The organism is Sphingobium fuliginis, from assembly GCF_004152845.1.
GTDB lineage: Bacteria > Pseudomonadota > Alphaproteobacteria > Sphingomonadales > Sphingomonadaceae > Sphingobium > Sphingobium fuliginis.
On the sequence record NZ_SEON01000001.1, the window covers coordinates 316582 to 343286 of the forward strand.

Here is a 26705-nt window from a genome sequence, read left to right on the forward strand (position 1 = left end):
GCCGGTTTGTTAACATGGGTAAGTCCTGCCGCAAGCCGGGGAACAGGGGCTGACGGCCCCTCGTTGTCACGGGCAGGAGACCCGGAGGAGAAGATCATGAAGCAGACGCATTTCAGAAGCGGCGGGACATTGATCGGGGCCGGCATCGGCGCCAGCCTGGCGCTGCTCGGCATGGTCGGAAGAAAGCTGGCGGTTCAGGCTCCGACAGCACTGGCCGGCGATTGGGACCGGGCGCTGGCGGCGGAACATGCCATGACGCTCGTGCTGTTCGACAAGCTGGGCGAGACACAGCCGGGCGGCAAGCGCAGGATGCTGTTGATGCAGCTCAAGCATGCGCTCGGCAAGCATGCGCTGGAGGAGGAGAACGCCGTCTATCCCGCCATGCGCGCGGCGGGCCTTAAGGAAGAGGCCGACGCGCTGAACGGCGACCATGGCTATGTGAAGCAATATCTCTACGACCTGAGCGATCTCATACAGGATGACGCGGGGTTCCGGAGCAAGCTGGCGGCGTTCCGCGCCGACATCCAGGACCATATGCGCAAGGAGGAGGATGAGCTTTTCCCCCGGCTGAAACAGGCGCTCGATCCGCAAGCCGTGAGCCGCCTGACCCGGCGGATGAACCAGGAGGGGCTGAAACTGGCCTGAGGAAACTGGCCTGAAAAGGAGAGCATCATGGACGAGCCCCGAAAGACGCGTTCCCTGCCCACCGAACATACGCGCGATCCGAACATCTCTACGGAGAACCAGCCCGAAGGCGCAGCCCGCCGCCCCAGCGACTCGTTGGACCGGGAGCCGGATCGCGATCCGCTGAGCGGCGGCGCCATCCCATCCAATTACGACCCGCGCACCATGACGCGGCGGGGCGAGGAAGAGGACAGCCGCGCCGGGCGGGAGGACGCCGGCGCGAAAAGCCGGCGGGAGGAAGGGAGCGGATCACCGGCCGGCAGACGTTCCGACTGACCCTTTTCGCGATCCGGACGGGCAGATTCCGCTCTTGCGAACGGTTCGCTTGGAACCGACGCATGGCTGGCGACTTCCACCGGAAGCAACGCCCACGGAGGAGGAAGACCATGGCCAATCAGCAGTTCACCGACGCGATCGCCCTTCTGAAAGCCGACCACCGCAAGGTGGAGGATCTGTTCGAGCAGTTCGAAAAGGCCGGATCGCCCGCGCGCAAGAAGACGCTGGCGCGGCAGATCTGCCTGGAACTCAAGATCCACACGCTGATCGAGGAGGAAATCTTCTACCCCGCCTTCCGCGGCAAGATAGAGGACGATACGCTGGACGAGGCCTATGTCGAGCATGACGGAGCCAAGCTGCTCGTCAACGACATAGAGGAAGGCGATCCTTCCGACGATTTCTTCGACGCCAAGGTCAAGGTGCTGTCCGAAGAGATCAAGCACCATGTGCATGAGGAGGAAATGCGTGGCGAGGGCATGTTCGCCCAATGCCGGAAGACCGATGTGGACCTGATCCGGCTCCGCGACGCGATGCTGGCGCGCAAGGAAGAATTGTTGAAGGAGGCGGGGAATGGCGGCCTTCCGCCGGCCAAGCCGCGCGTCATCCAACTCGTGCCGGCCTGACGGCTGCGGACCGCCGGCCGAAGACTCCCCCCTTCGGCCGGCCTGTTTCCGGCAGCGCCTGTCCACGGCGCATGCCAGCTTCGAAACGCCGATTCCGACTAACCTGAGTGATGGGCGGCCCCGCCCGCTCCAGCTATGATCGCCTGGCAATGACAAGGAGAGAGCCCGTGTCCCGCCATGATGATGCGTCCTATTTCGAAGCCCGGGCCAGGGAAGAAATCCGCAAGGCGAGCGAAGCCAAGCAGCGCGGCGACAAGGGCGTGATGATCGCCGTCCATGCCGAACTGGCCGTGCGGTACCAGGCCAAGGCCCTGCAATTGCAACGCCACTGATCCATTTCCCCGATCCTGCTTTCCCCTCATTTAGGGGAAGGCAGGGCGGCAGGCCTTGAAAGCTGTCCCCTGTCCCGCCATCTGGCGGTCGGATTCCACTGGGGAGAGATTTCGATACTGCCATGACCACCACGACCGGCACCGCACCCGAAACCCGTTCCTTCGAGGCCGACGTCGCCCGCCTGCTGCACATGATGGTGCACTCGGTCTATTCGGACAAGGACGTCTTCCTGCGCGAGTTGATCTCGAACGCGGCCGACGCCTGCGAAAAGCTGCGCTACGAACTGCTGAGCGATCCCGCGCTTGCCGGGGACGACGGCCAGCCGCGCATCACCGTCACGCTCGATCCCGAAGCGCGGCAGCTCATCGTCGAGGATAATGGCATCGGCATGAGCGAGGTGGAGCTGGCCGAAGCGCTCGGCACCATCGCCCGATCCGGCACGCGCGCTTTCATGGAGCGCGTCGCGGCGGTCAGGGAAGGCGCCAAGGAAGGGGAAGGCGCGCAACTGATCGGTCAGTTCGGCGTCGGCTTCTATTCCGCCTTCATGGTCGCGGACAGGGTGGATGTCTTTTCCCGCCGCGCCGGGGCCGATGTCGCCGCGCATTGGGCGTCGGACGGCCTTGGCAGCTACACCATCCAGCTTGTCGACATCGCTGACGCGCCCGCTCGCGGCACCCGCATCGTCCTCCATCTGAAGGAAGACGCCGCCAGCTATACCGAGCCATTCACCGCCCAGCGCATCGTCACCGCGCAGTCGGGCCACGTCCCCGTCCCCATCTTCCTCAAGGAAAAGCCGGATGCGGAGGAAAAGCAGATCGCGGACGGCGCGGCGCTCTGGACCCGCCCCAGGTCCGACATCACGGCGGAGGAATATGCCGACTTCTACCGCAGCACCGCCGGACAGTTCGATGAGCCCGCGCTGACGCTCCATTATCGCGCGGAGGGGCTGCACGAATATTCGGTTCTCGCCTTTCTCCCCTCCATGCGCCCCTTCGACCTGTTCGATCCGGACCGCGCCGGGCGGATGAAGCTCTATGTCCGCCGGGTCTTCATCACCGACGAGGCGCAGATATTGCCGCGCTACCTGCGCTTCGTGCGCGGGCTGGTCGACAGCAACGACCTGCCGCTCAACGTCTCGCGCGAGATGATCCAGGAAAGCCCGGTCCTCGCCGCGGTCCAGAAGGGCGTCGCGAACCGCATCCTTTCCGAACTGGACAAGCTGGCCCAGAAGGATGGTGAAGCCTATCTCAAATTCTGGGACAATTTCGGCGCGGTGCTGAAGGAAGGGCTGTACGAGGATTTCGCCCGGCGGGAGGCGCTGCTCGGCCTCGCCCGTTTCAAAAGCACGGCGTCGGGGGAAGGCTGGCGCTCGCTCAAGGACTATGTCGAGGCGATCAAGGACAATCAGACCGCGATCTACTATGCCACCGGCGCCGATCTCGACCGGCTCGCCTCCTCTCCCCAGCTCGAAGGCTTCCGCGCCCGCGGGATCGAGGTGCTGCTGCTCACCGACCAGGTCGACAGCTTCTGGGTCACGGCCGGCGTCGACTATCAGGGCAAGCCGTTCAAGTCGGTGACGCAGGGCCTGGCCGACCTCAGCCTGATCCCGCTGGCAGAGGGCGAGACGCCCGCCGCAGAGGCATCGGCGGAGGTGGACGGCTTCATCGCCTATGCCAGGGACGTGCTGGGCGAGGCGGTCTCCGACGTCCGCGCATCGGAACGGCTGACGGAAAGCGCCGTCTGCCTGGTCGCGCCGGACAATGCGATGGACCGCCAGCTTGAAAAGCTGCTGGCCGGGGCCGGACGGATCGACAATGCGGCCAGGCCGGTGCTGGAGATCAATCCCCGCCATGACCTCATCGTCAAACTCGGCACGCTGCCCGACGGCAGCGATCTGCGCGAGGACGCCGCATGGCTGCTGCTTGACGAGGCGCGGATCGCGGATGGCGAATTGCCGGCCGACCCGCGCGCCTTTTCCGCCCGCCTCGCCCGCATGATCGGCGGCGCGATCGAATAGGATGACGGGTGGCCGGGACCGCGCCCGGCCACTCCCATATCGGGGCGGCATCGAACGACAATCCGCTTGCCAGCCCCGCGAAAGCGCGCCAAGCACGCGGCAACAGGAAAATGAGGGGATAGCGCGTCGATGAGCTATTATGACGTTCTGATCGTAGGTGCCGGCCATGCCGGGGCGCAGGCGGGCATTTCGCTGCGCCAGCTCGGCTTCGAAGGGTCCATCGCGATGATAGGCGATGAAAAGGACCCGCCCTATGAGCGTCCGCCCCTCTCCAAGGAATATTTTGCCGGCGACAAGAGCTTCGACCGCATCCTGATCCGCCCGGCCAGCTTCTGGGAAGAACGCAAGATCGACATGCTGCTCGGCCTGCGCGTGAAGGCTGTCGATCCGGCGGGCAGGTTCGTGACGGCGGGCGACCGCGAAATCGGCTATGGCAAGCTGATCTGGTGCACCGGCGGCTCCCCGCGCATGCTGACCTGCAACGGGGCCGACGCGCCCAATGTCCATGCCGTGCGCCGCCGCGACGATGTGGACGCGATGATGGCGAAGCTCGACCGGATCGATCATGTGACCGTGATCGGCGGCGGCTATATCGGGCTGGAAGCGGCGGCCGTGCTCAGCAAGTTCGGCAAGAAGGTGGTGCTGCTCGAAGCACTGGACCGCGTGCTGGCGCGCGTGGCGGGAGAGGAATTGTCGCGCTTCTACGAGGCCGAGCATCGCGCCCATGGCGTCGACCTGCGCACCGGGGCGCGGATGGACTGCATCGAAGTCACCGACGGAGAGGATGGTCCTCGGGCGACCGCCGTGCTGATGGAGGATGGCGAGCGGATCGAAACCGACATGGTGATCGTCGGCATCGGCATCGTCCCCGAAACGGGCCCGCTGATCGCGGCGGGCGCGGTCGGGGGGAATGGGGTGGACGTGGACGAATATTGCCGCACCAGCCTGCCCGACATCTATGCGGTGGGCGATTGCGCCGCCCATGCCAACGGCTTTGCACGCGGCGCGCAAATCCGGCTCGAATCGGTTCAGAACGCCAATGATCAGGCGAAGACGGCGGTCAGCCACATCATGGGCAAGGAAGAACCCTATCACGCCGTGCCCTGGTTCTGGTCGAACCAATATGATCTGAAGCTTCAGACCGTGGGCCTGTCGATCGGGCACGACCAGACGATCCTGCGCGGCGATCCGGCGACCCGTAGCTTCTCCGTCCTGTATCTGAAGGGCGGCAAGCTGATAGCGCTCGACTGCGTCAATGCGGTCAAGGATTATGTGCAAGGCCGCGCCCATGTCATTTCGGGCGCGGTGCTGGACCAGGCGCAGCTTGCCGATGCCAACGTGCCGCTCAAGGAAGTCGGCCTCGCCTGACCGGAAGGATGAAGGTCAGCCCCAAAAGCTGGCCTTCATCGCCAATTCCCAGGGTCCGCCGCGATAATGCCAGGCAGCAAGGCCGACGATGGCAAGCGGCCTTGGGTGGAAGCCCCGCCGCAATTCGGTGGCCAGCGCCTTTGCCTCAGCCGGTTCGGCCTTGTTCTGCACGGTGACGTGAAAGCGCGGCCGCCCCCGATCCTGCGACGACAACAATCCTGCGAAGGCTTCCGCCAGTTCCTCCCGCATCGCCATCAGCTCCGGACTTTCCACCCTATAGGCGACCCCCCGCCCCAGCAGCATGACCTCCGCCAACCTCGCGCCCGGCGGCGGACCCGCGCAGAGCCGCTTCAGCCGCAGCGCCACTTCTGCCAGGGCGGAGGGCGGCAGATGATGGAACAGCGTGATATGCGCCGGCACCAGATTGCGCTCCGCCGGAAAATGCGCGCGGCGCAAACCGTCCGCCCAGGCGAAATCCGCCGCGCCCATCAAAGCCGTCACGACGATCGGCGCCGCCAAGGACTCACTCGCCAAAATCCGGCATCTCCTTTCGCAAAATCCCGTCAGCCGCTATGATCCATCCAGGCGGTCCCGACAGGGAGACCGCCGATATAGGGGGAACCGCCATGACAGCGCCACGATCCTTTCGAGCCATCGGAATCCTGTTGCTGCTCTGGAACCTGATGGGGGTAGCCGCCTTCATCATGCAATATGGCGCGGACCTCGGCCAACTGGCGAAGACCGATCCCTATAGCGCCAGGATCTTCGCCTCCATGCCCGGCTGGGCCTGGACCGCTTATGCAGTCGCGGTCGGCGCGGGCACGCTGGGCGCGATCCTGCTGCTGCTCCGCAAAGCCGCCGCCGCGCCCTTGTTCCTGCTCTCGATCCTCGCCGTGGTCGTGCAGTTCGGCTACAGCTTCATCCACACCGACCTGCTGGCGGTGAAGGGCCCCACGGCCGCGATCTTTCCGGCCATGATCCTGATCATCGCCCTCTTCCAATGGCGCTATGCCCGCAACCTGATTGCAAAGGGCGTTCTCCGCTAGAGTAGCGTGCGGAAAAGCCTGTCCTGAGCCTACGGAAACTTGGAAAGCGCGGCTCGCGCCGATGTAACGCAGCGCGCTCTCGCATGTGGAGCGTTCAGCCTGCTTGCGGTATCGGTACGCCCTCTCCGGGCTCCATTCGCGCGAAGAGCGCCTTAAGCCGCCGACAACACCGGCGCCTGCCCGACAGCATTCAGATCGAAGGGCACGGTCTGGTACATTTCGTCGATCCAGTTGCCGAACAGCAGATGCGCGTGGCTGCGCCAGTGATTTTGCGGCGCCTGCGCAGGATCGTCGTCAGGGAAATAATGGGCGGGCAACTGCCTTGCCCCATCGCGCGCATATTCCTCCGCCAGCGTCATCGTGTCATATTCGAGATGGTTGAACATGTGCAGGAAGCCGCGCCCCGGATCGCCGATCAGGCAAAGCCCCGATTCGTCGCTCTCCGCCAAGATCTGCAATCCCCGCCCCTCCGGAATATCCTCCCGCCGCACCTCCGACCAGCGCGACACGGGAACGCGGAAATCGTCCGAAAAACCCCGCATCCAGGGCGATGACGGCACATGAACATGATGGCGGAACACACCGAACGCCTTGCGCTCCAGCCCATGTTTCTCCACGCCATGGAAGTGATGCAGCGCCGCCTGCGCCGCCCAGCAGATGCTGAGCGAGCGATGCACATGGGTCTGCGTCCAGTCGAATATGGCGCGCAGTTCGTCCCAATAGCTCACCGCTTCGAAAGGGAGCTGCTCCACGGGCGCTCCGGTGATGATGAAGCCGTCGAACCGCTCGTCCCGGACGTCGCTCCATGGGCGGTAGAAGGATGCCATATGGTCGGCGGAGGTGTTGCGCGACACATGGTCGCTGATCCGCACCAGCGTCAGTTCGACCTGCAACGGCGTCGCGCCGAGCAGCCGGGCAAGCTGCGTCTCCGTGCTGATCTTGTCGGGCATGAGGTTGAGCAGCGCGATGCGAAGCGGGCGAATGTCCTGCCGGACGGCGTCGGCTTCACGCATGACGACCACGCCCTCGGCCTCCAATGTGCGGCGGGCGGGCAGGTCGTCGGCTATCTTGATCGGCACTTCACGTCATTCCTTGTTCCGGAGCGACGCTTCACGATGTGGCTTGGGTCCGCTTGGTTGCCGGATCGGCCACATCCTCCTTCACGGAGTGCCACCTTGCCCGGATCGGCAGGTTGGCGTTGGGCGTCGTCCCAACTCTTGATGCTGTGCGCTCAATAGGCGGACGACAGGCGTTTGGCAATCGCTGCTTTCGGGAAGAAAAGGAAAACTTTGAGGCGTGCCCTTCAATTTCGGCGGGAAATCCTTCCCAACGCGCCATGCAGGGAGGATGCGCCATGACGGCCAACCAGCGTTCACGCCGCTTCTAGGCCGCCAACCTCAAGAAAGGCACCGGCTCTGTCGAGCGCAGGACGATGGGCTTGCCTTCCGACGCCTCGAACAGTTCGCCGTCCAGAATGACGCTGCTATGGTCGCCCTCGATGCGGATGACATCGCCCTGTTCCAGATGGATGCCCTGCATCTGCGATTTGCCGACCCGTCTGGTGATGCTCGCCCAGAACAGGCGCAGCAGGGCGGACAGGCTCTGGTCCACCGCCATCAGCTTCATATTGCCGCGCCGGCTGTCCCCCGGCTGCACGCCAAGCAGCAATCGTTCCAATGTCGTCACGATCAGCACGGCGAAACGCCCCGCCAATTGCCCGTCGCGGATCAGGGAAATCCGCACCGGGCGGCTGGATTGCGGCAGGAATCGGGCGCGGATGCCGAAGATCAGCGACACCAGCACCGCGATCACGGTCAGGAAATGGCTGAGGCCGTTGGACAGGCCCAGCGGATAGATCTGGTTGCGGCAATAGAGCATGTAGTCGGCCAGCCCCGCTCCGCCCAGGAACATGCCCAGCACCGGCCGGCTTTCCGCCTGCCCGTCCGACAGGGCGATCAGCTCGCGCGCCACCACATGGTCGTCGACGCCCGCCTTGGCGATCTGCACGATCCGCTCCAGCGCCTTGATCGGATCGCCATGGATGCCGAGGTCCAGCGCGATCAGATTGGTCTTGCCGTTGGGCAGCACCGCGATGGGCGGCACGCGGCCCTTGAAATGCTCGCCCTGATACAGTTCCGTCAACGCCGCCTGCACCGTGCCGTCCCCGCCGTTGATGACGATGACGACGGGATCGACGCGGGCGATGGTCTGGAGCGCCCGGCCGATCTGGTCGACATGCTCCACCTCATAATGGAAGATGTCTGGATTGCTGGCGCAATAGCTGCGCACGCGCGGAAGCGTCTGCCGGTTGCCCGTGGATTTGGGGTTGGACAAAAGGGCGACGCGGACCATGGTCGGGGATCACATATATTTGAGGTTGATGGTGATCTTCGTCACGCCCGGCCCTGCATAGAAGGCGGCCTTTTCGACCCCCGGCTTGCCCAGGTTGAAGATGCTGATCGACGGATTGTTCGAAAATCCGCCGCCGTCCCGCGAAATGTCCGTCTTGCCGTTGCCGTCGCGGTCGTGGCGCACGGCGATGCCATATTTGCCGGGTTGCGGCACAGGCATGCAGAAACGCATTGCGCCGTTGCTGGCCTTCACCGGAACGTCGATACGGCCCAGCCATTCGCCCTTGGCGAGCCAGGCCGCCTTCGTCGCGGGATAGGATTGCACGCGCACCTTGCCGGTCGAGGCAGCGAAGCCGCGCACGTCGACCAGAACCGCCGGGCCCTTGGCGTCCGTGGAGCAGCGTTCCAGGTCGTTGCCGATCTCCATACCATGGGCGATGGCCGGGGCGGCGGCGAACAATGCCCCTACCGACATCAGACCCACTGCAACTTTGAACATGACCATCCAACTCCGTGAAGCTATAGCCGCCCAGTGACACCGGACGGCGAGCCCCTGTTCGCCCCGCAACTTACCTGACTCGCATATGGGGGGGGTTTGCGGCCAAATCATGGTGATGGGACGACCACATAGAGAAATGCTGACCGCCACCGACAGATACCTCGCCCGCCTGATCGCCCTGCCCATGCTGGGGACGCTGGTGATCTCGGCCATGCTGCTGGTGCTCGACAAGATGCTGAGCCTGTTCGACTTCGTCGCGGCGGAGGGCGGGCCGGTCAGCGTCGTGTGGCGGATGCTGGCGAACATGATGCCCGAATATCTGTCGCTGGGCATTCCCATCGGCCTGATGCTGGGCATCCTGCTCGCCTTCCGGAAGCTGGCCCTGTCGTCGGAACTGGACGTGATGCGGGCCGTCGGCCTGTCCTATGGCCGGCTGCTGCGCGTGCCCTATCTGTTTGCGATCGCGCTGGCGCTGCTGAATTTCGGCATTGTCGGCTTCGTCCAGCCGCTGTCCCGCCATGCCTATGAGGCGCTGCGCTTCGAACTGCGGTCGGGCGCGCTGGGGGCGTCGATCAAGGTGGGCGAATTCACCAATCTGGGCAAGCGCATGACCCTGCGGATCGAACGCAGCCTGGACGAGGGCCGCAACCTGCAAGGGATTTTCGTGCGCGCCGTCGGCAAGGACGGCCAGACCGTGGCGGTGACGGCGGCGCAGGGCAGTTTCCTCGCCACCGACGATCCCGACACCATCATCTTCCGCCTGCGCGATGGCGTGCTGGTGAACGACGCGCCCAAATACAAGTCGCCGCGAATCCTGTCCTTCTCCAGCCACGACCTGCCCATCGACCTGCCGCAGATCGAGAAATTCCGCGGCCGCGACGTCGACCGGGAAAAGACCATCCCCGAACTGGTGGTGATCGGCCATGATCCGGGGACGCCCGACAAGCTGCGCAACGAGATCCGCGCCAATTTCCATTTCCGCATGGTGGAGGTGGCGATGATGCTGCTGCTGCCGCTGGCCGCGCTCGCCTTCGCGATTCCGCCGAAACGGTCCACATCGGCGCTCGGCGTGTTCCTCTCCATCGTGTTCATCGTGACCTATCACAAGGTCAACGAATATGGTCAGGGCGTGGGATCGCTGGGCAGGATCGACCCGATCATCGCGCTGTGGGGACCGTTCCTGCTGTTCGCGGGCCTGATCCTGTGGATGTACCATGTGATCGCGCACCGGCCCGGCGGCCAGCCGATCGCCGCGCTGGAATATGCCTTCGCCAAGATCGCCAAGCAGTTCCTGCGGCTTATCGGCCTCGTCCGGCGGCGGCCAAGGGCGGAAACCCCGGCGGAAGGAGCCGCCTGACCCATGCATCAGCTCAACTTCTTTCCGTCGCGCCAGCTTAGCTGGTACATGGCCCGGCTGTTCCTGACCCGGACCTTCGCGGTGCTGGCGATGCTGGTCGCGGTGCTCCAGACCCTCGACCTGCTGGGCGAATCGGGCGACATCCTTGCCTATGCCGGCAATGGCGATGCGCAATTATGGCATTATGTGGCGCTGCGGGCGCCGCAGATCGTCGCCCGCTTCCTGCCCTTTTCGGTGCTGCTCGGCACGCTGATCATGCTCGCCAGCCTCAACCAGAACAGCGAGATCATCTCGATGAAGGCGGCGGGGCTGTCGGCGCACCAGATATTGGCGCCGTTGCTGGCTGCGGCGCTGGGCGTGGCGCTCATCAGCTATGCCTTCAACGAGCGGATCGTGGCGCGGTCCACCGCCCGCCTTTCCGCTTGGCAGGCCGTCGACTATGGCCCCCTGCCCCCCGACAGCGGGGTCAAGACCAGCCCATGGGTGCGCGACGGCAACAATCTGGTCACGGCCGCCATCGTCGCCGGACGGGGCACGGCGGTCCAGCTCCGCAAGGTGGAGATATTCAACCGGATCAACAACACGCTGACCACCATCGTCCAGGCGCCCAGGGGCCATTATGACGCTTCGGCCAGAAGCTGGGTGCTGGAGGACGCGCGGCAGTTCGACGTCGCGCGTGGGACGGAGCGGCAGATCGGCACGGTGCGCTTTGGCCACGACATACGGCCCGATCAGTTCACCTTGGCGAAGGTCGACCCGGATGCGCTGACCTTCGGCCAGTTGCAGGCGGCGATCAGCGACCTGCATGATGCGGGGCGGCCGACGGCGGAGCTGGAGGGCAGCCTCTGGCACAAGCTGTCGGGACCTTTGTCGGCGCTGCTGATGCCGATTCTGGGGTCGGTGGCCGCTTTCGGGCTGGCTCGATCGGGACAGTTGTTCGTGCGCGCGGTGATGGGGATGGCGCTCGGCTTCGCCTATTTCGTGGCGGACAATTTCTCGCTCGCCATGGGGAACCTCGGGGCCTATCCGCCCTTTCTGGCAGCCTGGGCGCCGTTTCTGCTATTCCTGCTGGTGGGCGAGACGGTACTGTTCCGGACGGAGGAATAATCCTCGCCCCCGGAGATGACATGCTCCTGCCCTCTCGGGAGCACCAGCGGGGGCGGTGGAGTTAACGCTTGCCCATCGTCGAGCGCGCGATCTTCCCCACCAGCGGCCACATGCCGGGATAGTTGCCCTTGTGATAGGGCGAATCGCTCGCCAGCGTCGCCACCAACCGCTTATGGGCCTCCCCCAGCGCGTGATAGGGCACGCTCGGCAGCAGATGATGCAGCGCATGGTAGCGCAGCCCCACCGGCGCCCAGATCGCGGCGAAGGGCGACGGCGGCGGCACATTCACCGAGTCCAGATATTGCGCGGTGACGGTCATCGCCTCGCCCTCATTTTCCCACAGATGCGCGACCAGCGTGCGGAGCTGGTTGATGACGGTCATGCCGGAATGCACCGCCATATAGGTGAGCAGCGGCTTCCATCCGAAGGCGAAGATGCTGCCGACCAGCGCCAGCGCGAAGAGACACGCGCCCGCCTCCTGCCACATCCACTGGCGGGCAAAGTCTCCCTCCGGCGCGCGGCGGCGATAGGCGGGGTTGATCGAGAGCGCGGAAAATTCCGCCACCACCCTTCGCCGCAGCGGCGGGACCATCAGGCTGAGCGGCGTCAGCACGGCGAAACGCAGGATGAGGCCCAACGGCGCCAGCGCCGCCACCAGGATGAACAGCGGCAGCGACCAGGGCTTCATCAGCGCCAGCGGCAGATATTCCGGATCATTCGCCGTGCCGTAGCGGGTGCGGGCATGATGCTGCGTATGCACCTCTTCATACATGAATGACGGGATCATCAGGGGGATGCCGACGATCAGGTTCCAGCCAAGGCGGAAACCCGGCAGCGCGCCCTTGCGGATGTGGGTCAGCTCATGGATGAAACTGGCCGCGCGATAAAGCGCCAGCATCGCCGCCAGGCCGAACGCCAGCATGAGAGCGGCATCGCCGGTCAGGATCGCCCCGGCCAGCGCGGCATAGCCGACAAGAGCCGATGCCAGCATGTCGGGCCAATAGATGGCGGGCCGGGCCGTCGACAGTTCGCGGGTCAGGTCGGCCGCCGCGCGCAGCATCGCCGCATCGTCGGGGATCGCGCTTTTCGTCCGCGACGCGGCTGCAATAAGGGGATCGTGCACAGTCATGCCGTGGTTCCTAAAGGGTAAATGCGCTGCAATTGGGGCAGCAACATGACGATTTGGTCATGATGATCCCATCCGCTCATGTCCCGATTGACATTCCCGGAACAAGCGCCGAACTGCTCTGCCCAAACCTCTCCAGCGAAAGCGTCCTGCGCCGTGGCCAATCAAGAACTGGTGATTACCCCCGTAACTTCCAAGGCCGACCGCAAGGCTTTCGTCGATCTGCCCTGGCGGCTCTATGCCGGCGATCCCAACTGGGTGCCGCCGCTGAAGGATGAGGTCTACAGCCTGATCACGCCGGGCAAGAACCCCTTTTTCGGCCATGCCGAGGCGCAATATTTCCTGGCCCGCCGCGGCGACAGGGTCGTGGGACGGGTGTCGGCGCATCTCGATCATCTGGCGCTGGCCCAGCCCGCCGAGCAGGGCATGGGGCCGGGCACCGGCAATTTCGGTCTGTTCGAGGCGGAGGATGCCGAAACCGGCGCAGCCCTGATCGCGACGGCGGAGGGGTGGCTGCGGGCCAAGGGCATGACCCGCGTGCTGGGGCCGATCTCACTGTCGATCTGGGAGGAGCCGGGGCTGCTGATCGAAGGCTTCGACCACAGGCCGACGGTGATGATGGGCCATGCGAAGCCGGAATATCGCGCCATGGTGGAGGATGCGGGCTATCGGCCGGTCAAGCAGCTCAAGACCTATGAACTGGACATCACCCGGCCATTCCCGCCGCTGATCCAGCGCATCGTCCAGTCGGGCGAGAAGAACGAACGCATCCGCATCCGCAAGGTCGACAAGTCGAAATTCGACAGCGAAGCGGCGATCATCCTCAGCATCCTGAACGACGCCTGGGGCAATAATTGGGGCTTTGTGCCGATCACCGACGAGGAGGTCGCGCATTTCGGCAAGCAGTTGAAGCCCATTGTGTTCAACGACCTCATCATGATCGCGGAGCTGGAGGGTGAGCCTGTCGCTTTCATGATGACGCTGCCCGATCTCAACGAAGCGATAGCGCCGCTTAACGGCTCGCTCTTTCCCTTCGGCTGGGCGAAACTGCTCTGGTGGCTGAGAAAGCCGAAGGTGCGGACCATGCGCGTGCCGCTGATGGGCGTGGTGCAGCGGTTGCAATCTTCCCGCATGGCGAGCCAGCTTGCCTTCATGATGATCGAATATATCCGCCGCAGCGCGACCGCGCATTATGGCGCGACGCGCGGCGAGATCGGCTGGGTGCTGGACGACAATCAGGGCATGAACGCCATTGCCGACGCCATTGAGAGCAAGGTGAACAAGGTCTATCAGGTATATGAAAAGCCCCTTTAGGCGCTGTCTGCATCCCATAGGCTTCCCGTTGGAGGGGATGAAGGGACGCGAGCAGAAGCACGCTTCTGCTTTGGCGCCCATGCTGAATTCAGCCTGAAAGCCCGCCCAAGGAGAATGGTTAAGGCACCGCCACATCCACCGCGCCGGCCGCGATCTTCACCATGGCCGGCGTCTTCGCCAGCACTTCGCCGTCGATGGAAATGCTCTGCGGCGGCGCCGTTTCGATCCGGAACGCCTTGCCGCGAAACTCCTCCGTCTGCGCGTCCCGGTCGCGCAGCTTGAAGAATTTGGCGTACCAGTCCCAGGCCAGCCGGGCGTGGCTGCGCCCAACCACCGCCTGGATCACGATCTCCCCGGTGTCCACATCCGCCTGATCGGACAGTTCCACCCCGCCATGATAGGGGCCGTTGAGGATGCGTACTTCCGTCGCCCACATGCTGCGCTGCCTGATCCCATCGTCCAGCATCAACCGGAAAGCGCGAAAGCCTATGGAGCATTTGACCGCCCAGAGCAGATAGCCGATCCGTCCCAGATAACGCTTCAACTTGTGCGGCACCGTCTCCCCGATCCGGGGGGACAACCCCAGCGAGGCCGCATTCACGAAATAGTCCCGGTCGATCATGCCCAAGTCGATTCGCCGCCGCCGGCCGCCGGATATGACCGCCACCGCCCCTTCCAGATCGAGCGGAATGCCCAGCGTCCGCGCAAAACTGTTCGCGGTGCCCAGCGGCAGCACGCCGAAGACGCAGTCCTTGCCCACCAGCTCATCCACAGTGCCGGACAGCGATCCATCGCCGCCGCCGACGATCACCATCGGCGCGCCGTCCGCGATGGCCCTGCGCACCGTTTCCTGCAATCGCTCCGGCTCCTTCACCGCATGGGCTGCGATCAGGCGCAGGCCCGCTTCCTCCAGCCTGGCCTTGGCATCCTTGAACAGGGCTTCTCCTCGGCGGGAATGCACATTGACGATCAGCGCCGCCTCATGCGGCAGGTTTCTGACGGGCGGGGATGTCGTTTCCATGCCTCGACAACACGCAACTGCGCTCCAAGGTCCGAAACCATAAAAGGCCTTGCCCGTTCATGGTTCATGGCCCGCATCGCTCATCTGTCGGATATTCATTTCGGCGCCCATGATCCCCGCATCGTCACCGCCACCGAGGCCTGGCTGCAACAGCATCAGCCGGACCTGGTGGTCATCAGCGGCGATTTCACCCAGCGCGCGAGGCGCGAACAGTTCCGGCAGGCCGCCGCCTGGCTCAACCGGCTGCGGTCGGCGGGCATGAAGCTGCTGGTGGTACCAGGCAATCATGACATTCCGCTCTACGATCTGGCGCGCCGCTTCGGGGCGCCGCTGCGCCGCTACAAACATTATATCAGCAATGATCTGTGCCCTTTTTACGAGGATGATGCGGTCGCGATATTGGGGCTCAACACCGCGCGATCGCTGACGATCAAGGATGGGCGGATCAACCATGACCAGATGGACATGCTTCGCGAAAGATTCGCGCGGGTCGCGCTGGAGAAGACGCGCATCCTCGTCACCCATCACCCGCTCTTCGCCATGCCGATCGGCAAGGGCGGCGAGTTGAGCGAAGCTGTCGGAAGGCATGAGGATGCCGTACGCGCGGCGGCGGAAGCAGGCATCCATATCGCGCTGGCCGGCCATTTCCATCGCACCTATGCGGAGGCGGCGGAGAAGATGGTGGCGCATTCGGGCGGCGCGCTGGTGATCCAGGCGGGAACGGCGACCTCCACCCGCCTGCGCAATGCCGAGCCGCAAAGCTTCAACTGGCTGCACGTTCACCGCCATGACGAGATAGAAGTGCAGGTGGTGGTATGGGACGGCGCCAGTTTCCAGCGAGGCCACCATATCGGCTATTTCAAACAGGGCGGCGCGTGGATCGGGCAGGACATGGCCGATCCGGCGGCCCTGCCGGGAATTCAGGTAGCGGAAAAGGCGAGAAGCTGAGGCTGGCAGGCTGTGTGGGGAGGTGGAAACCGATTGTCTGCTGAAAAGGATGCGACAACGCAAAGTTAGAACGCACGCCCAGCGTCCGATTCAACGCGGCGCGCTCTGGTCGAATGCTCCCTGGGCAAGGGCCGCGCCATGATCCCGGATGGCGCGGGGCCAGTCGGCAGCAGCAAGGTCGAACCCCGCCTTGTCCCTTGCATAGAGCGCGCGAATGGCGTCCTCATAGCCGGGCCGGTCGCCCGCCATCACCGTCAGAAAATGATAAGCCGCGTCCATCGCCGCGCGAGGCGATGGCTTTGTGTCCGCATCCTTGCGCGCCGCATCGACCAAGCGCCGCAGCGTCACGGAAGCACCGCCGGGCTGCGCCGCCAGCCAGTCCCAATGCCGGGGGAGCAGAGTCACTTCACGCGCCTGAACGCCCAGCCGGGGCCGCCCCCGGCCGCGGGAAATCTCCTGCACTGGACCGCGCAGATCGATATCCACCTGCCGCCCGGTGCTGTCGTCGAACAGCAGCAGAGACTGCGCCTGCGTCCCCATGGCATGAAGCGTTGCCCGCAGCTCTTCCTCGTCACCCGTCGCAATCCAGAGGTCGCCCGCAAAGGCGGTCAAAGTGCGCGTCATGCCGAAATCTCCTTCGGCACAACATTTATTATCCGGGTAAAATAGAGTCAATAACGTCCGGGTAAAATTATTCGGTCAGTTCCGCCCAGACAGGGGCATGATCGCTGGCCTTTTCCCGCCCACGAAAATCCTTGTCGACCTGCGCGTCGATCAGGCGGTCGGCGGCGGCGGGACTGAGCAGCAGATGATCGATCCGGAACCCCGCGTCGCGTGGCCAGGCGTTCATCTGATAATCCCAATAGGTCCATATTCCGCCCGCCGGGTGCCGGGAAGCGATGGCATCCGTCCAGCCGTCGCCCAGCAGGCGACGATAGGCGGCGCGGCTTTCCGGCTGCATCAGCGCGTCGTCGGCCATCGCCTTGACCGAATAAACGTCCCTGTCACGCGGAATGACATTATAATCGCCCGCCAGGATCGCCGGCACTTCCTCCGCCCAGATTTCCGCAGCGCGAAGGCGCAGACGCTTCATCCAGCGCAGCTTGTAATCGAATTTCGGTCCCGGCTGCGGATTACCGTTGGGCAGGTAGATGCTGGCGACGCGCAGCCCCTTTACATCGGCTTCCAGATAGCGGCTATGCTCGTCCTCCGGCTCCCCTTCCAGGCCGCGGCGGACCTCCACCGGCGTCTCGCCGCGCGCAAGGATGGCTACCCCGTTGAACCCCTTCTGCCCGTGCCATATCGCGCCATAGCCGACATCTTCGATGTCCTTGACCGGGAAAGTGTCGTCGGAGGTCTTGATTTCCTGAAGACAGGCGATGTCGGGGCGGGTCTCGTCCAGCCACTCCAGCAAGCGCGGCAGGCGCGCCTTGATTCCGTTGATGTTGAAGGTGGCGATGCGCATAAGGGCCTGTCTTTCTTTCGGTCGGCCTGAATCGCATCAAACCGGCGCGTGCCCTTTTAAGGAAATGAAGGGCTTCGACAAGCTCAGCCCGAACGGGGAGAGAGCGCTATCAGACCGAGAAGCTGGTGCCGCAACCGCAGCCGGCGGTGGCGTTGGGGTTCGTCACCTTGAAGGCCTTGCCGCCCAGATCGGACACGAAATCGACCGCCGAACCGCGCACCAGATCGATGCTGACGTCATCCACCACCAGCGTCACGCCGTCGCGCTCGACCATGATGTCGTCGGGCTCCACCGCCTCGGCCAGACCGAAGCGATACTGGAAGCCGGAACAACCCCCGCCCTCCACTGCCAGACGCAAAATGGCGGGCTTGCCCTGCTTGGCGGCAATGGCGGCCACGCGGGCAGCGGCAGAGGGCGTAAGATCGATGTCGGTCATGACGTTTAAATAGGATCAAGCAAAAGGCCCGACAAGCTTTCGCGTGCCGGGCCTTGGGAAAGAGAAAAAAGTTCGGCTCAGTCCGCCGCCTTTTCCTGGGCCTTGGTCGGGCCGCCCATGGCGATCGGCGGCTTGGTGTTCATCGCCACCAGATAATCGGGTCCGGCCACGAAGGGGATCGGGTTGATCGCCTGGCCGTCGACGCGCACCTCATAATGCAGATGGCTGCCGGTGGAACGGCCGGTCGAACCCATCAGGCCGATCAATTGGCCGCGATGGACATAGCTGTTGGCGGCGACCAGCAGCTTCGACATGTGGCCGTAGCGCGTTTCCATGCCGCCGCCGTGAGAAATCTGGACCAGATTGCCGTAACCGCTGGCCCAGCCGGCGCGGCTGACGATGCCGTCGGCGGTCGCGTAGATCTTGGTGCCGGTCGGGCCAGGGATGTCGATGCCCTTGTGCATGCGGGCGCCGCCATTGAACGGGTCGGAGCGGACACCGAAATTGGAGGTCAGGGAGAGTTTCTCCACCGGACGCCCGGAGGGGATGTAGTTGCTCGACTTGGCCTGCCCGTCGAGCCGCTGAAGGCTGGAGAAGAGATTGGAGAAGCCGACATCGGCCGGGCCGAGCGTGCTGGTGTTGATTTCCGACGCATCGCCATAGGGATCGTCTTCATCTGCCTTGGCCTGAGCCGGGACTGCGGCGCAGAGCGCTCCCGCCATACCCAACGCTCCAGCGATTTTAAGTGCAGAACGGAACCATCGCGCAGCGCGCGCATTATCAGAATGAAGAACCAACATGCCGACCCCGACTCTCGACCGGAGGCTTTGCGCCTCTCGGCCTAATCCCCACGTTTCCAAAATGCGGCTGATGCCGCCACCCGCTGGAACAAAGAGGACATGTCCCGCCTTATTGTGCAAGCGGCGTGTAAAATTCCCGCGTTAAACCGGCTTGTCGGCGCGCCGAGTCGTTGAACGGAGGTTTCAACGCACCCCGAAAGTGGCGTTTCACAAGGATTTGGTAATGTTTTGCGGGGTTCACGCCCAGTCGTTTCGTCGCATGGCCGAACCATGTCGTCCCGGCGGAGACGTGGCGAATCTCATCTGTCATGATCCTCTGCAACATGCGCGCCGACATTTCATCGCCCGCTCCCCGGAAGCGGACGATGGTAGCCGGGGTGATGTCCAGCGCACGCGCTTCCAGCACCATCGGCACGATGGCAAGGCGGGCGAGCGCATCATGCGCCGTCTCGCTCGCGGCCTGCCATAGCCCGTCATGCGCCGGCAAAGCGCCGTAAAAGCTGCCGAACTGCCGCAGACGCCGGTCGAGCAGCGCGAAATGCATGGCTTCGTCGGCGCCCACCCGCATCCATTCACCGGTGAATTCCGGCGGGAATTCCGCCCCGAACCGCCCGATCAGGTCGAAGGCGAGATCGATGGCCACGAATTCGATATGGGCAAGCGCATGGAGCATCGCGATCCGCGCCCGTTCCGAACCGATCCTGCCGCGCTTGGGCATCTGGTTGGGCGGCAAAAGTTCGGGCTTTCCCGGGCGCGCCGGGCGATCCGGCATGGCGGCATCGAAGCGATGCGCCAGCCGCCCAAGCCGCCAGTTCCTTGCGACCGCCCGGGCCGCCATCAGCTTGGCCAACGGATCGGGGGTCAGCAGCACATGGGCGCAGGCCGCGCCGACGCTGTCGATGGAAACAGGAAGCGTCAAAGGCCTTGTCCGGCCTCCAGCACCTCGGCGGCATGGCCCTTGACCTTCACCTTGGGCCAGACGTGCAGGATCTTCCCGTCAGCCCCCACCAAAAAGGTCGCCCGCTCGATCCCCATATATTTGCGGCCGTAAAGCGACTTCTCGACCCAGGTGCCGAAAGCCTCGCACATCTCGCCCGGCTCGTCGGAGGCGAGCGTGACGGTCAGCCCGTATTTTTCGGCGAATTTCTTGAGCTTGGCGGACTTGTCCTTGGATATGCCGACCACCGGCACGCCCAATGCCGCGAAATCGGCGGCGAGCGCGGTGAAATCCTTGGCTTCGCTGGTGCAGCCGGGCGTGTCCGCCTTGGGATAGAAATAGACGACCAGGGGCTTGCCCCTGTAGCGCGCCAGGGTGAAATCCACCCCATCCGCATCCTTCAGCGTCACTTCAGGCACGGCGTCGCCCACATCCAGCATCGTCATTCCTCCTTGAAGGGCGCCGCCAGCGCCGCCCATGCGTCACCGACCCTTTGCCGGGCCTTACCGTAGCTTTCAAGCAGCGCGTCCCAGCTTTCGACCCCGCAGGCCCGCGCGACGAGAGGCCGGGTGGCTTGCGGAGGTTCGGTCGATTTCGGCGAAACGAGGCGGGAAACGACGAGAAAGCGGGTGATGAGATCATGGGCCGGGATCAATTCGCCCGGCAGGTGGCCGGCCGCCGCAAGCTGCTCCAGCGCGGCGCGCAGATCGGGGTCGAACGCCATATTGTGGCGGAACTGGGTGACGTGGATCAGGAATTCCAGGTCTACCAGCCCGCCCGGCACCAGCTTCACGTCCAGATCGCTCGCGGGCGGTTTGTGCCTCGCGATGTCCCCCCGCATCTTCACCGCATGGCGCGCCAGTTCATCGAAATCGCGCTGCCGCTCAAGCGTTTCCGTCAGGATCGCGCCCAGCGCCGCGCGCGCGGCATCGGAGCCGAAGACCGGGCGGGCGCGCGTGAGCGCGAGATGCTCCCAGGTCCACGCCTCCTCCCGCTGATAGCGGGCGAAGCTGTCCAGGCTGACCGCCAGCAGCCCTTGCGCGCCGGAGGGGCGAAGGCGCGTGTCCACCTCATATAACGGGCCTGCCGCGGTGTGCACCGACAGGGCATTGGTGATGCGCTGGCCAAGGCGGTTGAAATATTGCGTCGCGCCCAACGGCTTCGCGCCGTCGGATTCGGTTTCGAAGCTGCCGGTGAAGAGATAGACGAGGTCGAGGTCGGACGCATGGGTCAGCACTCCGCCGCCCAGCCGGCCCAGCGCCAGGATCACCATCTCGCCGCCGGGCACTTTTCCATGGGCGCGCTCGAACTCCGCGACGGTGGCGGCGCCCAACGCCTCGATGGCGGCTTCGGCCACGCGGGAATAGCCCCGGCCCGCCTCCAGCGGATCGCCGCCGCGAATGATCTGCGCGCCCAGAGCGAAGCGGCGGTCGTTCACGCGTTGGCGCACCCGGTCCAGCAGCGCCTGATAATCCTCCCCCTCCTCCAGCCGGGCGAACTGGTCGGCCAATATCTCCACAGGAGGCGGCGGATCGAAGGCGGAGGTGTCGATCAGCCCGTCGAGCAGTTCCGCCCGCCGCCCCAGCGCGTCGGCCAGCGTCGGCGCATGGCTCAGCAGTTCGGCCAGCAGTTCCACAAGGCCGGGTCGCGCCGCCAGCAGCTTGAAGAAGTTGATCGCGCTCGGCAGGCGGCCGACCAGATCGTCCAGCCGGTTGAGCGCCCGCGCCGGATCGGGCGCCGCGGCCAGCGTCCGCATCAGGCCCGGCAGCAATTGCTCCAGCGCCTCCCGCGACGCGCCGCTGCGCAATGCGCGGACCGTGCCCGATCGCCAGCGCGCGATCCGCGCCAGCGGCGTTTCCGGATCGGCAAAACCCAGTTCGGCAAGCTGCGCCTTCAGCCTCTCCTCGTCCAGCGACAGGGATTCATCGGGCGTCGCTGGGGTCAGCCGGTCGTAATTGCCGCCCACCCACTGCACATGCGGGCGCAGCAGGTCGAGCAGCGCTCCGCCATCCTCCAGCCCGTGCAGGCGCGCGACATTATCCAGCGCCTCGGCCGACCTGGGCAATTCATGGGTCTGGCGATCCTCCACCATCTGCAACCGGTGCTCGACGGTGCGGAAGAGGACATAGGCCTCGTCCAGCCTGGCGGCGACCTCCGCTTCGAACACGCCGGCGGCCGCCAAGGCACGCAAGGCTTCCCGCGTATTGCCCGACCGCAGGGAAGGATCGCGCCCGCCATGGATGAGCTGGTGCACCTGCGCGAAGAATTCGACTTCCCTTATGCCGCCACGCCCGCGCTTGAGGTCATAGCCCGGCCCGAACGCCTGACCCTGCGAATAATGGTCGCGGATTCGGCGGGAGATGTCCGTGATCGCATCGATGGCCCCGAAATCCAGACTGCGGCGCCAGACGAAGGGGCGGATCGCCTGCATGAAATAATCGCCCAGCGGCAGGTCGCCCGCCGCCGGTCGGGCCCGGATGAACGCCGCCTGCTCCCAGCCGAGCGCGGTCGATTCATAATAGCCGATCGCCGCCTCCACCGGCAGGGCGATGGGCGTCGCCTCCGGAGAGGGGCGCAGGCGAAGGTCGACGCGGAACACATAGCCGTCGCCGTCCCGGGCATTCAGCAGTTCGCTGACCCGCCGGCCAATGCGCACGGCCGCGTCCGCCGGGTCTTCCCGCTCGCCATGGGGCAGCGTCTTCGGGTCGTAGAGCAGGATCGGATCGATGTCCGACGAATAGTTCAGTTCCCGGCTGCCATGCTTGCCGAGCGCCAGCACCACGAAGCCCCGCTTCTCCGCGTCCGGATAACGCTCCGCCATGGCGGCGGCCAGCGCCTGCTCCAGCGCCTGGTCGGCAAAGTCCGACAGGGTGCGCGTGACCCGGTCCAGTCCCCAGACGCCCGCCAGATCGGCGGCTGCGGTCACCAAGGCCACCGCGCCACGCCTGCGCCTCAGCGACCGGGCAATGCCGTCATCGGGCGCCGCCACCTGCTGCGCGGCGGCCCAGGCCCCTTCGAAATCTCCGCTCTCCACCAGATCGGCAACACCCGGAAAGCGATCCAATTGCCGGGCCAGGAAAGGCGAATGCGCCCTGATCCTTGCCGCGACCGCCAAACGGTCCGTCACCATGAATCTCCCATAATGGAGCCGATATTGCGTGCCATTGCGACGAACACCAGAAACTTTTGCGCCGCTTGGCAGTTATCTTACCATGGAAATGCAACGAAAACCCCTCAGCCGGTCGGCCCGGATTCAGGATGGCGCGATCCGCCGCGTCCTGAATATCGGCGTTCCGCAACCCTATGAGGGCATCGGCAATGCGTTGCGTTCGACCTTCCGTGCGGGTAGCGGCGCTGTTCCGGACGACATGCTCGACCTGCTGGAGAAACTCGACCGGCATTAGTTTCCGTCGGATCGGCCCAGACCCACCGCGCTCCTGCGGAGGAGCGGGGCGTCGAGGGGACCGCCGCAGTCTAAGCTAGCCACCTTCACAAGGGGCGACAGCATTTTATTTACGATCCGCGCCTATGATGACGCGATCATGAATGGACGCGCCCCATGATCTACAAGGCCTTTGCCGCCGTGACCCTGATCGCGGCTCCGATCATCGTATTGACGGTGGAAAGCTTCGTTCCCCAATCCAGTCAGGCCGTGCCGTCCGCGGCGATTGTTCCGGCTTCAGCGCCCGTGGTGATGCCCGCCCAGGCCGCGCCGTCCCCAACGCCGCCCCAAGACAGCGGCGCCCAAGATCCGGGCGCTGCGGACTTCGGCCAGCCCATGCCCGAAGCCGGCAGACCCTTCCTCGCCCCGGGCGCAGGGCTGCCCGCTGCGCCCGTATCGAACCCGACGCCGGTCGAAGGCGTGCAGCCGTCCGACGAGGTGCCCGAATAAGGCCGGACCTCACATTCCCTTGAACGTGTCGCATTGCGCGGGATCGCCGCTGTCGAGTCCCTTGCGCAGCCAGGTCATTCGCTGTTCGCTGGTGCCGTGGGTGAAGCTTTCCGGCACGGGACGGCGGCCGGCCGCCTTTTGCAGCGTATCGTCGCCTATGGCTTGCGCCGCCTTCATCCCCTCCTCCAGATCGCCCGATTCCATGAGGCCGGTGCGCTTGGCCCAGACGCCCGCATAACAGTCCGCCTGCAATTCGACCCGCACCTGCAGCGCATTGCCCTGTTCCTCGCTGACGGCGCGCTGCCGCTGGTTCACCTCGCCCAAAGTCCCCTCCAGATCCTGCACATGATGGCCGACTTCATGCGCGATCACATAGGCTTGGGCGAAATCGCCGGGGGCGCCGAAGCGCTGGCGCAGTTCGGTGAAGAAGTCGGTGTCGAGATACACTTTGCGGTCATTGGGGCAATAAAAGGGGCCCATGGCGCTTTGCGCCGCGCCGCAGCCCGACACGCCGCTCTGGGAATAGAAGTAAAGGACCGTCGGCTGATATTGCCGGCCGGCCTGCTGGAAGAGCGGCCCCCAGACGCGCTCGGTCGATCCCAGCACCTTCAGGGACCAATGCTGTATATCGCTGAGTTTGGAGGTATCGCGGCTGACCTCGCTCCCCTGCGGCATCTGGCCGCCACCCCCCATCAGGCTCAGGGGATTGACGCCCATGACCGCCAGAATGATCAGCACCACGACGATCCCGCCGCAGCCGAAACGGCTGCCGATCAGCGGCAGCAGCAGGCCCAGACCGCCGCCCATCCCGCCGCCGAAGCCGCCGCGACCCTCCTGGATCTCGAAATTGGTGCTTTCCCGTTCGTCGTCGAGCCGCATCTCGTCCCTCTCTTTCCTTGCCCTGCCTATTCCATTCCGTCGCCGGTGGAAACGTCCCCGATGCAATGCGGGTTGCGGCGAGCGCACCGTCCCATGAAGAGAATGTAACGAGACATTCAGTTGGAATGCCGGAAGACTATTCTATATTGCGCTGCGACATGGCCGACACCGAATCCCAGCCGCGCAGGCGCGCCAATATGCCGCTTCCCCTCCCCCGCGAAGTCGCCCTGTTGCTGCAGGGCGGCGGAGCGCTCGGCTCCTTCCAGGCGGGCGTCTATCAGCGGCTGGACGAGTTGGGAATCGACGTCAGTTGGGTCGCGGGCATTTCGATCGGCGCGGTCAACGCCGCCATCATCGCCGGCAATCCGCCGCACAAGCGCCTCAGCCGGCTCAAGAAATTCTGGCTGACCGTCTCCGGCGGCATGCCCAATGTCGTCCTGCCGGAAATCGACCATATCCGCGAGGCCGCTCATCTGATGGCGGCGGGCACGGTCGCGACCTTCGGCGTGCCGGGCATGTTCCGCCCACGCCTCTGGCCCGCGCCGCTGATGCCGGAAGGGACGGCCGGCGCGATCAGCTTCTACGACAGTGCGCCGCTGAAGGACACGCTGGACGCCTGCATCGACTGGGACCTGCTGAATGACGGGCCGGTGCGGCTGTCGGTGGGCGCGGTGGATGTGGAAAGCGGCAATTTCGCTTATTGGGATACGCGCGGCCGGGGCGGCAACACCCGGATCGACGCGCGCCACATCATGGCGTCGGGCGCTCTGCCACCGGGCCTGCCGCCCATCGAGATCGACGGGCGCTGGTATTGGGATGGCGGCATCGTGTCCAACACCCCGCTCGCCCATGTGCTGGACCATCAGAGCGAGGATATGCTGGTGTTCCAGGTCGATCTGTTCCCCGCCGAAGGGCCGATGCCCCGGCAGATGACCGATGTCTATTCCCGGACCAAGGACATTCAATATTCCAGCCGCACCCGCCAGGTGACGGACCAGTATCTGCGGCTGCGCAAGGAGCATAAGGCGATCCGCGCCCTGCTCGACAAACTGCCGCCCGAATTGCAGGAGGACGCGGACGCACAGCGGCTGCGCCAGTTGCTGGACGTGGGTTCGGTCAACATCGTCCACCTCATCTACCGCAGCCGCGCGTGGGAAAGCGGAGCGCGCGACTTCGAATTTTCCCGCTCCACCATGCTCGACCACTGGGCGCAGGGCCGCGACGCGGTGGAGGAAGTGATGCACAAGGGCGACCTCATCGCCCGCAACATCGTCAACGGGAAAAGCTCCACCTTCGACCTCGACGCCCCCGACCATCTCAAGGAGAAGCAGGCATGAGCAGCCAATTCCTGTCCGGCAAGACCGCCCTCATCACCGGATCGACCTCCGGCATCGGCCTTGCCTATGCCAAGGCGCTGGCCGGGGAAGGCGCGAATGTCGTCATCAACGGCTTCGGAGATGCGGACGCGATCGAGAAGGAACGCGCCGGGCTGGAGGCGTTGAGCGGGGCGAAGGCGCTCTATAGCGGCCATGACCTCACCAGAACCGAGCAGATCGAGGCGATGATGAAGGAGGCGGCGGACGCATTCGGCGGCGTCGACATCCTCATCAACAATGCAGGGGTGCAGCATGTCGCGCCGGTCGAGGATTTCCCGGTCGACAAATGGAACCTCATCATCGCGCTCAACCTCAACAGCGCCTTCCACACGTCCCGTCTCGCCATTCCCTTCATGAAGGAGAAGAAATGGGGACGGATCATCCAGACGGCTTCGGCGCATTCGCTGACGGCCTCTCCCTATAAGAGCGCCTATGTGACGGCCAAGCATGGCCTTGCCGGTTTCACCAAGACGCTGGCGCTGGAGCTGGCGACCTTCGGCATCACGGCGAACTGCATTTCGCCCGGCTATGTGTGGACGCCGCTGGTGGAGAACCAGATTCCCGACACGATGAAGGCGCGCGGCATGACGCGGGAGCAGGTGATGAACGACGTGCTGCTGGCGGGGCAGCCGACCAAACAGTTCGTCACGGTCGATCAGGTGGCGTCCATGGCGCTTTATCTATGCAGCGATGCCGCCGCGAACATCACCGGCGCCAATATGAGCATCGACGGCGGCTGGACCGCGCAATAGCCATATCCATCCCGGTCATCGGCGCGCAATTCCTTAACATGGATTGTGTCATATTGGGGACAGCGGGAAGGATTTGTTTTCATTGAGGAAACCTGATG

The 26705-nt window shown here is 64.7% G+C and carries 29 protein-coding genes and 1 riboswitch; of the genes, 15 read left to right on the forward strand and 14 right to left on the reverse strand.

Annotation, left to right across the window (positions count from 1 at the left end; translation table 11 throughout):
* Nucleotides 1-96 precede the first annotated feature (96 nt).
* The 6 genes from EWH10_RS01710 (at nucleotide 97) to EWH10_RS01730 (ending at nucleotide 5301) form a co-directional block, all read left to right on the forward strand.
* Nucleotides 97-645: a hemerythrin domain-containing protein gene (locus EWH10_RS01710; protein ID WP_044660024.1), complete on the forward strand. Its 549-nt coding sequence runs from the start codon at nucleotides 97-99 to the stop codon at nucleotides 643-645.
* A gap of 27 nt (nucleotides 646-672) precedes the next feature.
* On the forward strand, nucleotides 673-960 hold the full coding sequence (locus tag EWH10_RS01715; protein ID WP_044660025.1) for a hypothetical protein: 288 nt from the start codon (nucleotides 673-675) through the stop codon (nucleotides 958-960).
* Nucleotides 961-1070: 110 nt separating this feature from the next.
* Nucleotides 1071-1583 (forward strand): hemerythrin domain-containing protein, encoded by a 513-nt coding sequence (locus tag EWH10_RS01720; protein ID WP_025547760.1) that lies wholly within the window; start codon nucleotides 1071-1073, stop codon nucleotides 1581-1583.
* Between the two features lie 167 nt (nucleotides 1584-1750).
* Nucleotides 1751-1915 (forward strand): hypothetical protein, encoded by a 165-nt coding sequence (locus tag EWH10_RS21630; RefSeq protein WP_165363302.1) that lies wholly within the window; start codon nucleotides 1751-1753, stop codon nucleotides 1913-1915.
* 122 nt (nucleotides 1916-2037) lie between these two features.
* Complete coding sequence (htpG, locus tag EWH10_RS01725) at nucleotides 2038-3933, forward strand: molecular chaperone HtpG (protein ID WP_044660026.1); 1896 nt, start codon at nucleotides 2038-2040, stop codon at nucleotides 3931-3933.
* A gap of 129 nt (nucleotides 3934-4062) precedes the next feature.
* Nucleotides 4063-5301, forward strand: a complete 1239-nt coding sequence (locus EWH10_RS01730; RefSeq protein WP_044660027.1) for an NAD(P)/FAD-dependent oxidoreductase — start codon at nucleotides 4063-4065, stop codon at nucleotides 5299-5301.
* Between the two features lie 15 nt (nucleotides 5302-5316).
* Here the strand turns inward: EWH10_RS01730 and EWH10_RS01735 are convergent, their stop codons facing one another.
* The gene (locus EWH10_RS01735) at nucleotides 5317-5820 is read right to left on the reverse strand and encodes a 2'-5' RNA ligase family protein (RefSeq protein WP_044660028.1); all 504 of its coding nucleotides are present in this window, start codon (nucleotides 5818-5820) and stop codon (nucleotides 5317-5319) included.
* Between the two features lie 107 nt (nucleotides 5821-5927).
* Between EWH10_RS01735 and EWH10_RS01740 the strand changes: the two genes are divergently transcribed.
* On the forward strand, nucleotides 5928-6347 hold the full coding sequence (locus tag EWH10_RS01740) for a hypothetical protein (protein ID WP_044660029.1): 420 nt from the start codon (nucleotides 5928-5930) through the stop codon (nucleotides 6345-6347).
* A gap of 152 nt (nucleotides 6348-6499) precedes the next feature.
* On the opposite strand, the gene EWH10_RS01745 is transcribed toward EWH10_RS01740, so the two are convergent.
* The 3 genes from EWH10_RS01745 to EWH10_RS01755 form a co-directional block, all read right to left on the reverse strand.
* On the reverse strand, nucleotides 6500-7426 hold the full coding sequence (locus tag EWH10_RS01745) for a homoserine O-succinyltransferase (protein WP_025549745.1): 927 nt from the start codon (nucleotides 7424-7426) through the stop codon (nucleotides 6500-6502).
* 43 nt (nucleotides 7427-7469) lie between these two features.
* A riboswitch (SAM-I-IV-variant riboswitch) is annotated at nucleotides 7470-7576 on the reverse strand.
* Nucleotides 7577-7730: 154 nt separating this feature from the next.
* Nucleotides 7731-8699 carry a diacylglycerol/lipid kinase family protein gene (locus EWH10_RS01750; protein ID WP_025549744.1) on the reverse strand — a complete coding sequence of 323 codons (969 nt, stop codon included), beginning with the start codon at nucleotides 8697-8699 and terminating at the stop codon, nucleotides 7731-7733.
* 9 nt (nucleotides 8700-8708) lie between these two features.
* Complete coding sequence (locus tag EWH10_RS01755; RefSeq protein ID WP_025549743.1) at nucleotides 8709-9203, reverse strand: DUF2141 domain-containing protein; 495 nt, start codon at nucleotides 9201-9203, stop codon at nucleotides 8709-8711.
* Nucleotides 9204-9333: 130 nt separating this feature from the next.
* On the opposite strand from EWH10_RS01755, the gene lptF reads away from it, so the two are divergent.
* Nucleotides 9334-10554: an LPS export ABC transporter permease LptF gene (gene lptF, locus EWH10_RS01760; RefSeq protein ID WP_044660030.1), complete on the forward strand. Its 1221-nt coding sequence runs from the start codon at nucleotides 9334-9336 to the stop codon at nucleotides 10552-10554.
* 3 nt (nucleotides 10555-10557) lie between these two features.
* Complete coding sequence (gene lptG / locus EWH10_RS01765; RefSeq protein ID WP_025549741.1) at nucleotides 10558-11661, forward strand: LPS export ABC transporter permease LptG; 1104 nt, start codon at nucleotides 10558-10560, stop codon at nucleotides 11659-11661.
* Nucleotides 11662-11722: 61 nt separating this feature from the next.
* On the opposite strand, the gene EWH10_RS01770 is transcribed toward lptG, so the two are convergent.
* Nucleotides 11723-12790 (reverse strand): fatty acid desaturase family protein, encoded by a 1068-nt coding sequence (locus EWH10_RS01770; protein ID WP_044660031.1) that lies wholly within the window; start codon nucleotides 12788-12790, stop codon nucleotides 11723-11725.
* Nucleotides 12791-12943: 153 nt separating this feature from the next.
* Between EWH10_RS01770 and EWH10_RS01775 the strand changes: the two genes are divergently transcribed.
* The gene (locus EWH10_RS01775; RefSeq protein WP_044660032.1) at nucleotides 12944-14101 is read left to right on the forward strand and encodes a hypothetical protein; all 1158 of its coding nucleotides are present in this window, start codon (nucleotides 12944-12946) and stop codon (nucleotides 14099-14101) included.
* A gap of 118 nt (nucleotides 14102-14219) precedes the next feature.
* On the opposite strand, the gene EWH10_RS01780 is transcribed toward EWH10_RS01775, so the two are convergent.
* Nucleotides 14220-15122, reverse strand: a complete 903-nt coding sequence (locus EWH10_RS01780; RefSeq protein ID WP_025549739.1) for a diacylglycerol/lipid kinase family protein — start codon at nucleotides 15120-15122, stop codon at nucleotides 14220-14222.
* A gap of 66 nt (nucleotides 15123-15188) precedes the next feature.
* Between EWH10_RS01780 and EWH10_RS01785 the strand changes: the two genes are divergently transcribed.
* Entirely contained in the window at nucleotides 15189-16070 is an 882-nt protein-coding gene (locus tag EWH10_RS01785; protein ID WP_044660033.1) for a metallophosphoesterase family protein, read from the forward strand.
* A gap of 90 nt (nucleotides 16071-16160) precedes the next feature.
* Here the strand turns inward: EWH10_RS01785 and EWH10_RS01790 are convergent, their stop codons facing one another.
* From EWH10_RS01790 to EWH10_RS01820, 7 genes are all read right to left on the reverse strand, one after another.
* Nucleotides 16161-16694, reverse strand: a complete 534-nt coding sequence (locus EWH10_RS01790) for a DUF2239 family protein (protein ID WP_044660034.1) — start codon at nucleotides 16692-16694, stop codon at nucleotides 16161-16163.
* 67 nt (nucleotides 16695-16761) lie between these two features.
* Nucleotides 16762-17535 (reverse strand): exodeoxyribonuclease III, encoded by a 774-nt coding sequence (xth, locus tag EWH10_RS01795; protein WP_044660035.1) that lies wholly within the window; start codon nucleotides 17533-17535, stop codon nucleotides 16762-16764.
* Between the two features lie 109 nt (nucleotides 17536-17644).
* A complete protein-coding gene (erpA, locus tag EWH10_RS01800; protein ID WP_025549736.1) occupies nucleotides 17645-17971 on the reverse strand; it encodes an iron-sulfur cluster insertion protein ErpA in 327 nt (108 codons plus the stop codon).
* 77 nt (nucleotides 17972-18048) lie between these two features.
* Nucleotides 18049-18771, reverse strand: a complete 723-nt coding sequence (locus EWH10_RS01805; RefSeq protein WP_170825562.1) for a M23 family metallopeptidase — start codon at nucleotides 18769-18771, stop codon at nucleotides 18049-18051.
* Nucleotides 18772-18880: 109 nt separating this feature from the next.
* Nucleotides 18881-19690 (reverse strand): ferritin-like domain-containing protein, encoded by an 810-nt coding sequence (locus tag EWH10_RS01810; protein WP_044660036.1) that lies wholly within the window; start codon nucleotides 19688-19690, stop codon nucleotides 18881-18883.
* Entirely contained in the window at nucleotides 19687-20148 is a 462-nt protein-coding gene (gene bcp / locus EWH10_RS01815; RefSeq protein WP_044660037.1) for a thioredoxin-dependent thiol peroxidase, read from the reverse strand. The genes EWH10_RS01810 and bcp overlap by 4 nt, the downstream gene beginning before the upstream one ends.
* Before the next feature lie 2 nt (nucleotides 20149-20150).
* Nucleotides 20151-22838, reverse strand: coding sequence for a bifunctional [glutamine synthetase] adenylyltransferase/[glutamine synthetase]-adenylyl-L-tyrosine phosphorylase (locus EWH10_RS01820; RefSeq protein ID WP_065846004.1), 2688 nt, complete (start codon nucleotides 22836-22838; stop codon nucleotides 20151-20153).
* Nucleotides 22839-22920: 82 nt separating this feature from the next.
* Between EWH10_RS01820 and EWH10_RS01825 the strand changes: the two genes are divergently transcribed.
* Together EWH10_RS01825 and EWH10_RS01830 are read left to right on the forward strand one after the other, a co-directional pair.
* On the forward strand, nucleotides 22921-23112 hold the full coding sequence (locus EWH10_RS01825) for a hypothetical protein (RefSeq protein ID WP_025549732.1): 192 nt from the start codon (nucleotides 22921-22923) through the stop codon (nucleotides 23110-23112).
* A gap of 155 nt (nucleotides 23113-23267) precedes the next feature.
* Entirely contained in the window at nucleotides 23268-23600 is a 333-nt protein-coding gene (locus EWH10_RS01830) for a hypothetical protein (RefSeq protein WP_044660039.1), read from the forward strand.
* 9 nt (nucleotides 23601-23609) lie between these two features.
* Here the strand turns inward: EWH10_RS01830 and ypfJ are convergent, their stop codons facing one another.
* Nucleotides 23610-24479, reverse strand: a complete 870-nt coding sequence (gene ypfJ / locus EWH10_RS01835; protein ID WP_044660040.1) for a KPN_02809 family neutral zinc metallopeptidase — start codon at nucleotides 24477-24479, stop codon at nucleotides 23610-23612.
* A gap of 158 nt (nucleotides 24480-24637) precedes the next feature.
* Here ypfJ and EWH10_RS01840 point away from each other — a divergent pair, with 158 nt between their 5' ends.
* Together EWH10_RS01840 and EWH10_RS01845 are read left to right on the forward strand one after the other, a co-directional pair.
* The gene (locus EWH10_RS01840) at nucleotides 24638-25816 is read left to right on the forward strand and encodes a patatin-like phospholipase family protein (RefSeq protein ID WP_044662741.1); all 1179 of its coding nucleotides are present in this window, start codon (nucleotides 24638-24640) and stop codon (nucleotides 25814-25816) included.
* Nucleotides 25813-26607: a 3-hydroxybutyrate dehydrogenase gene (locus EWH10_RS01845; protein ID WP_025549729.1), complete on the forward strand. Its 795-nt coding sequence runs from the start codon at nucleotides 25813-25815 to the stop codon at nucleotides 26605-26607. The genes EWH10_RS01840 and EWH10_RS01845 overlap by 4 nt, the downstream gene beginning before the upstream one ends.
* The last annotated feature ends 98 nt before the right edge of the window (nucleotides 26608-26705 follow it).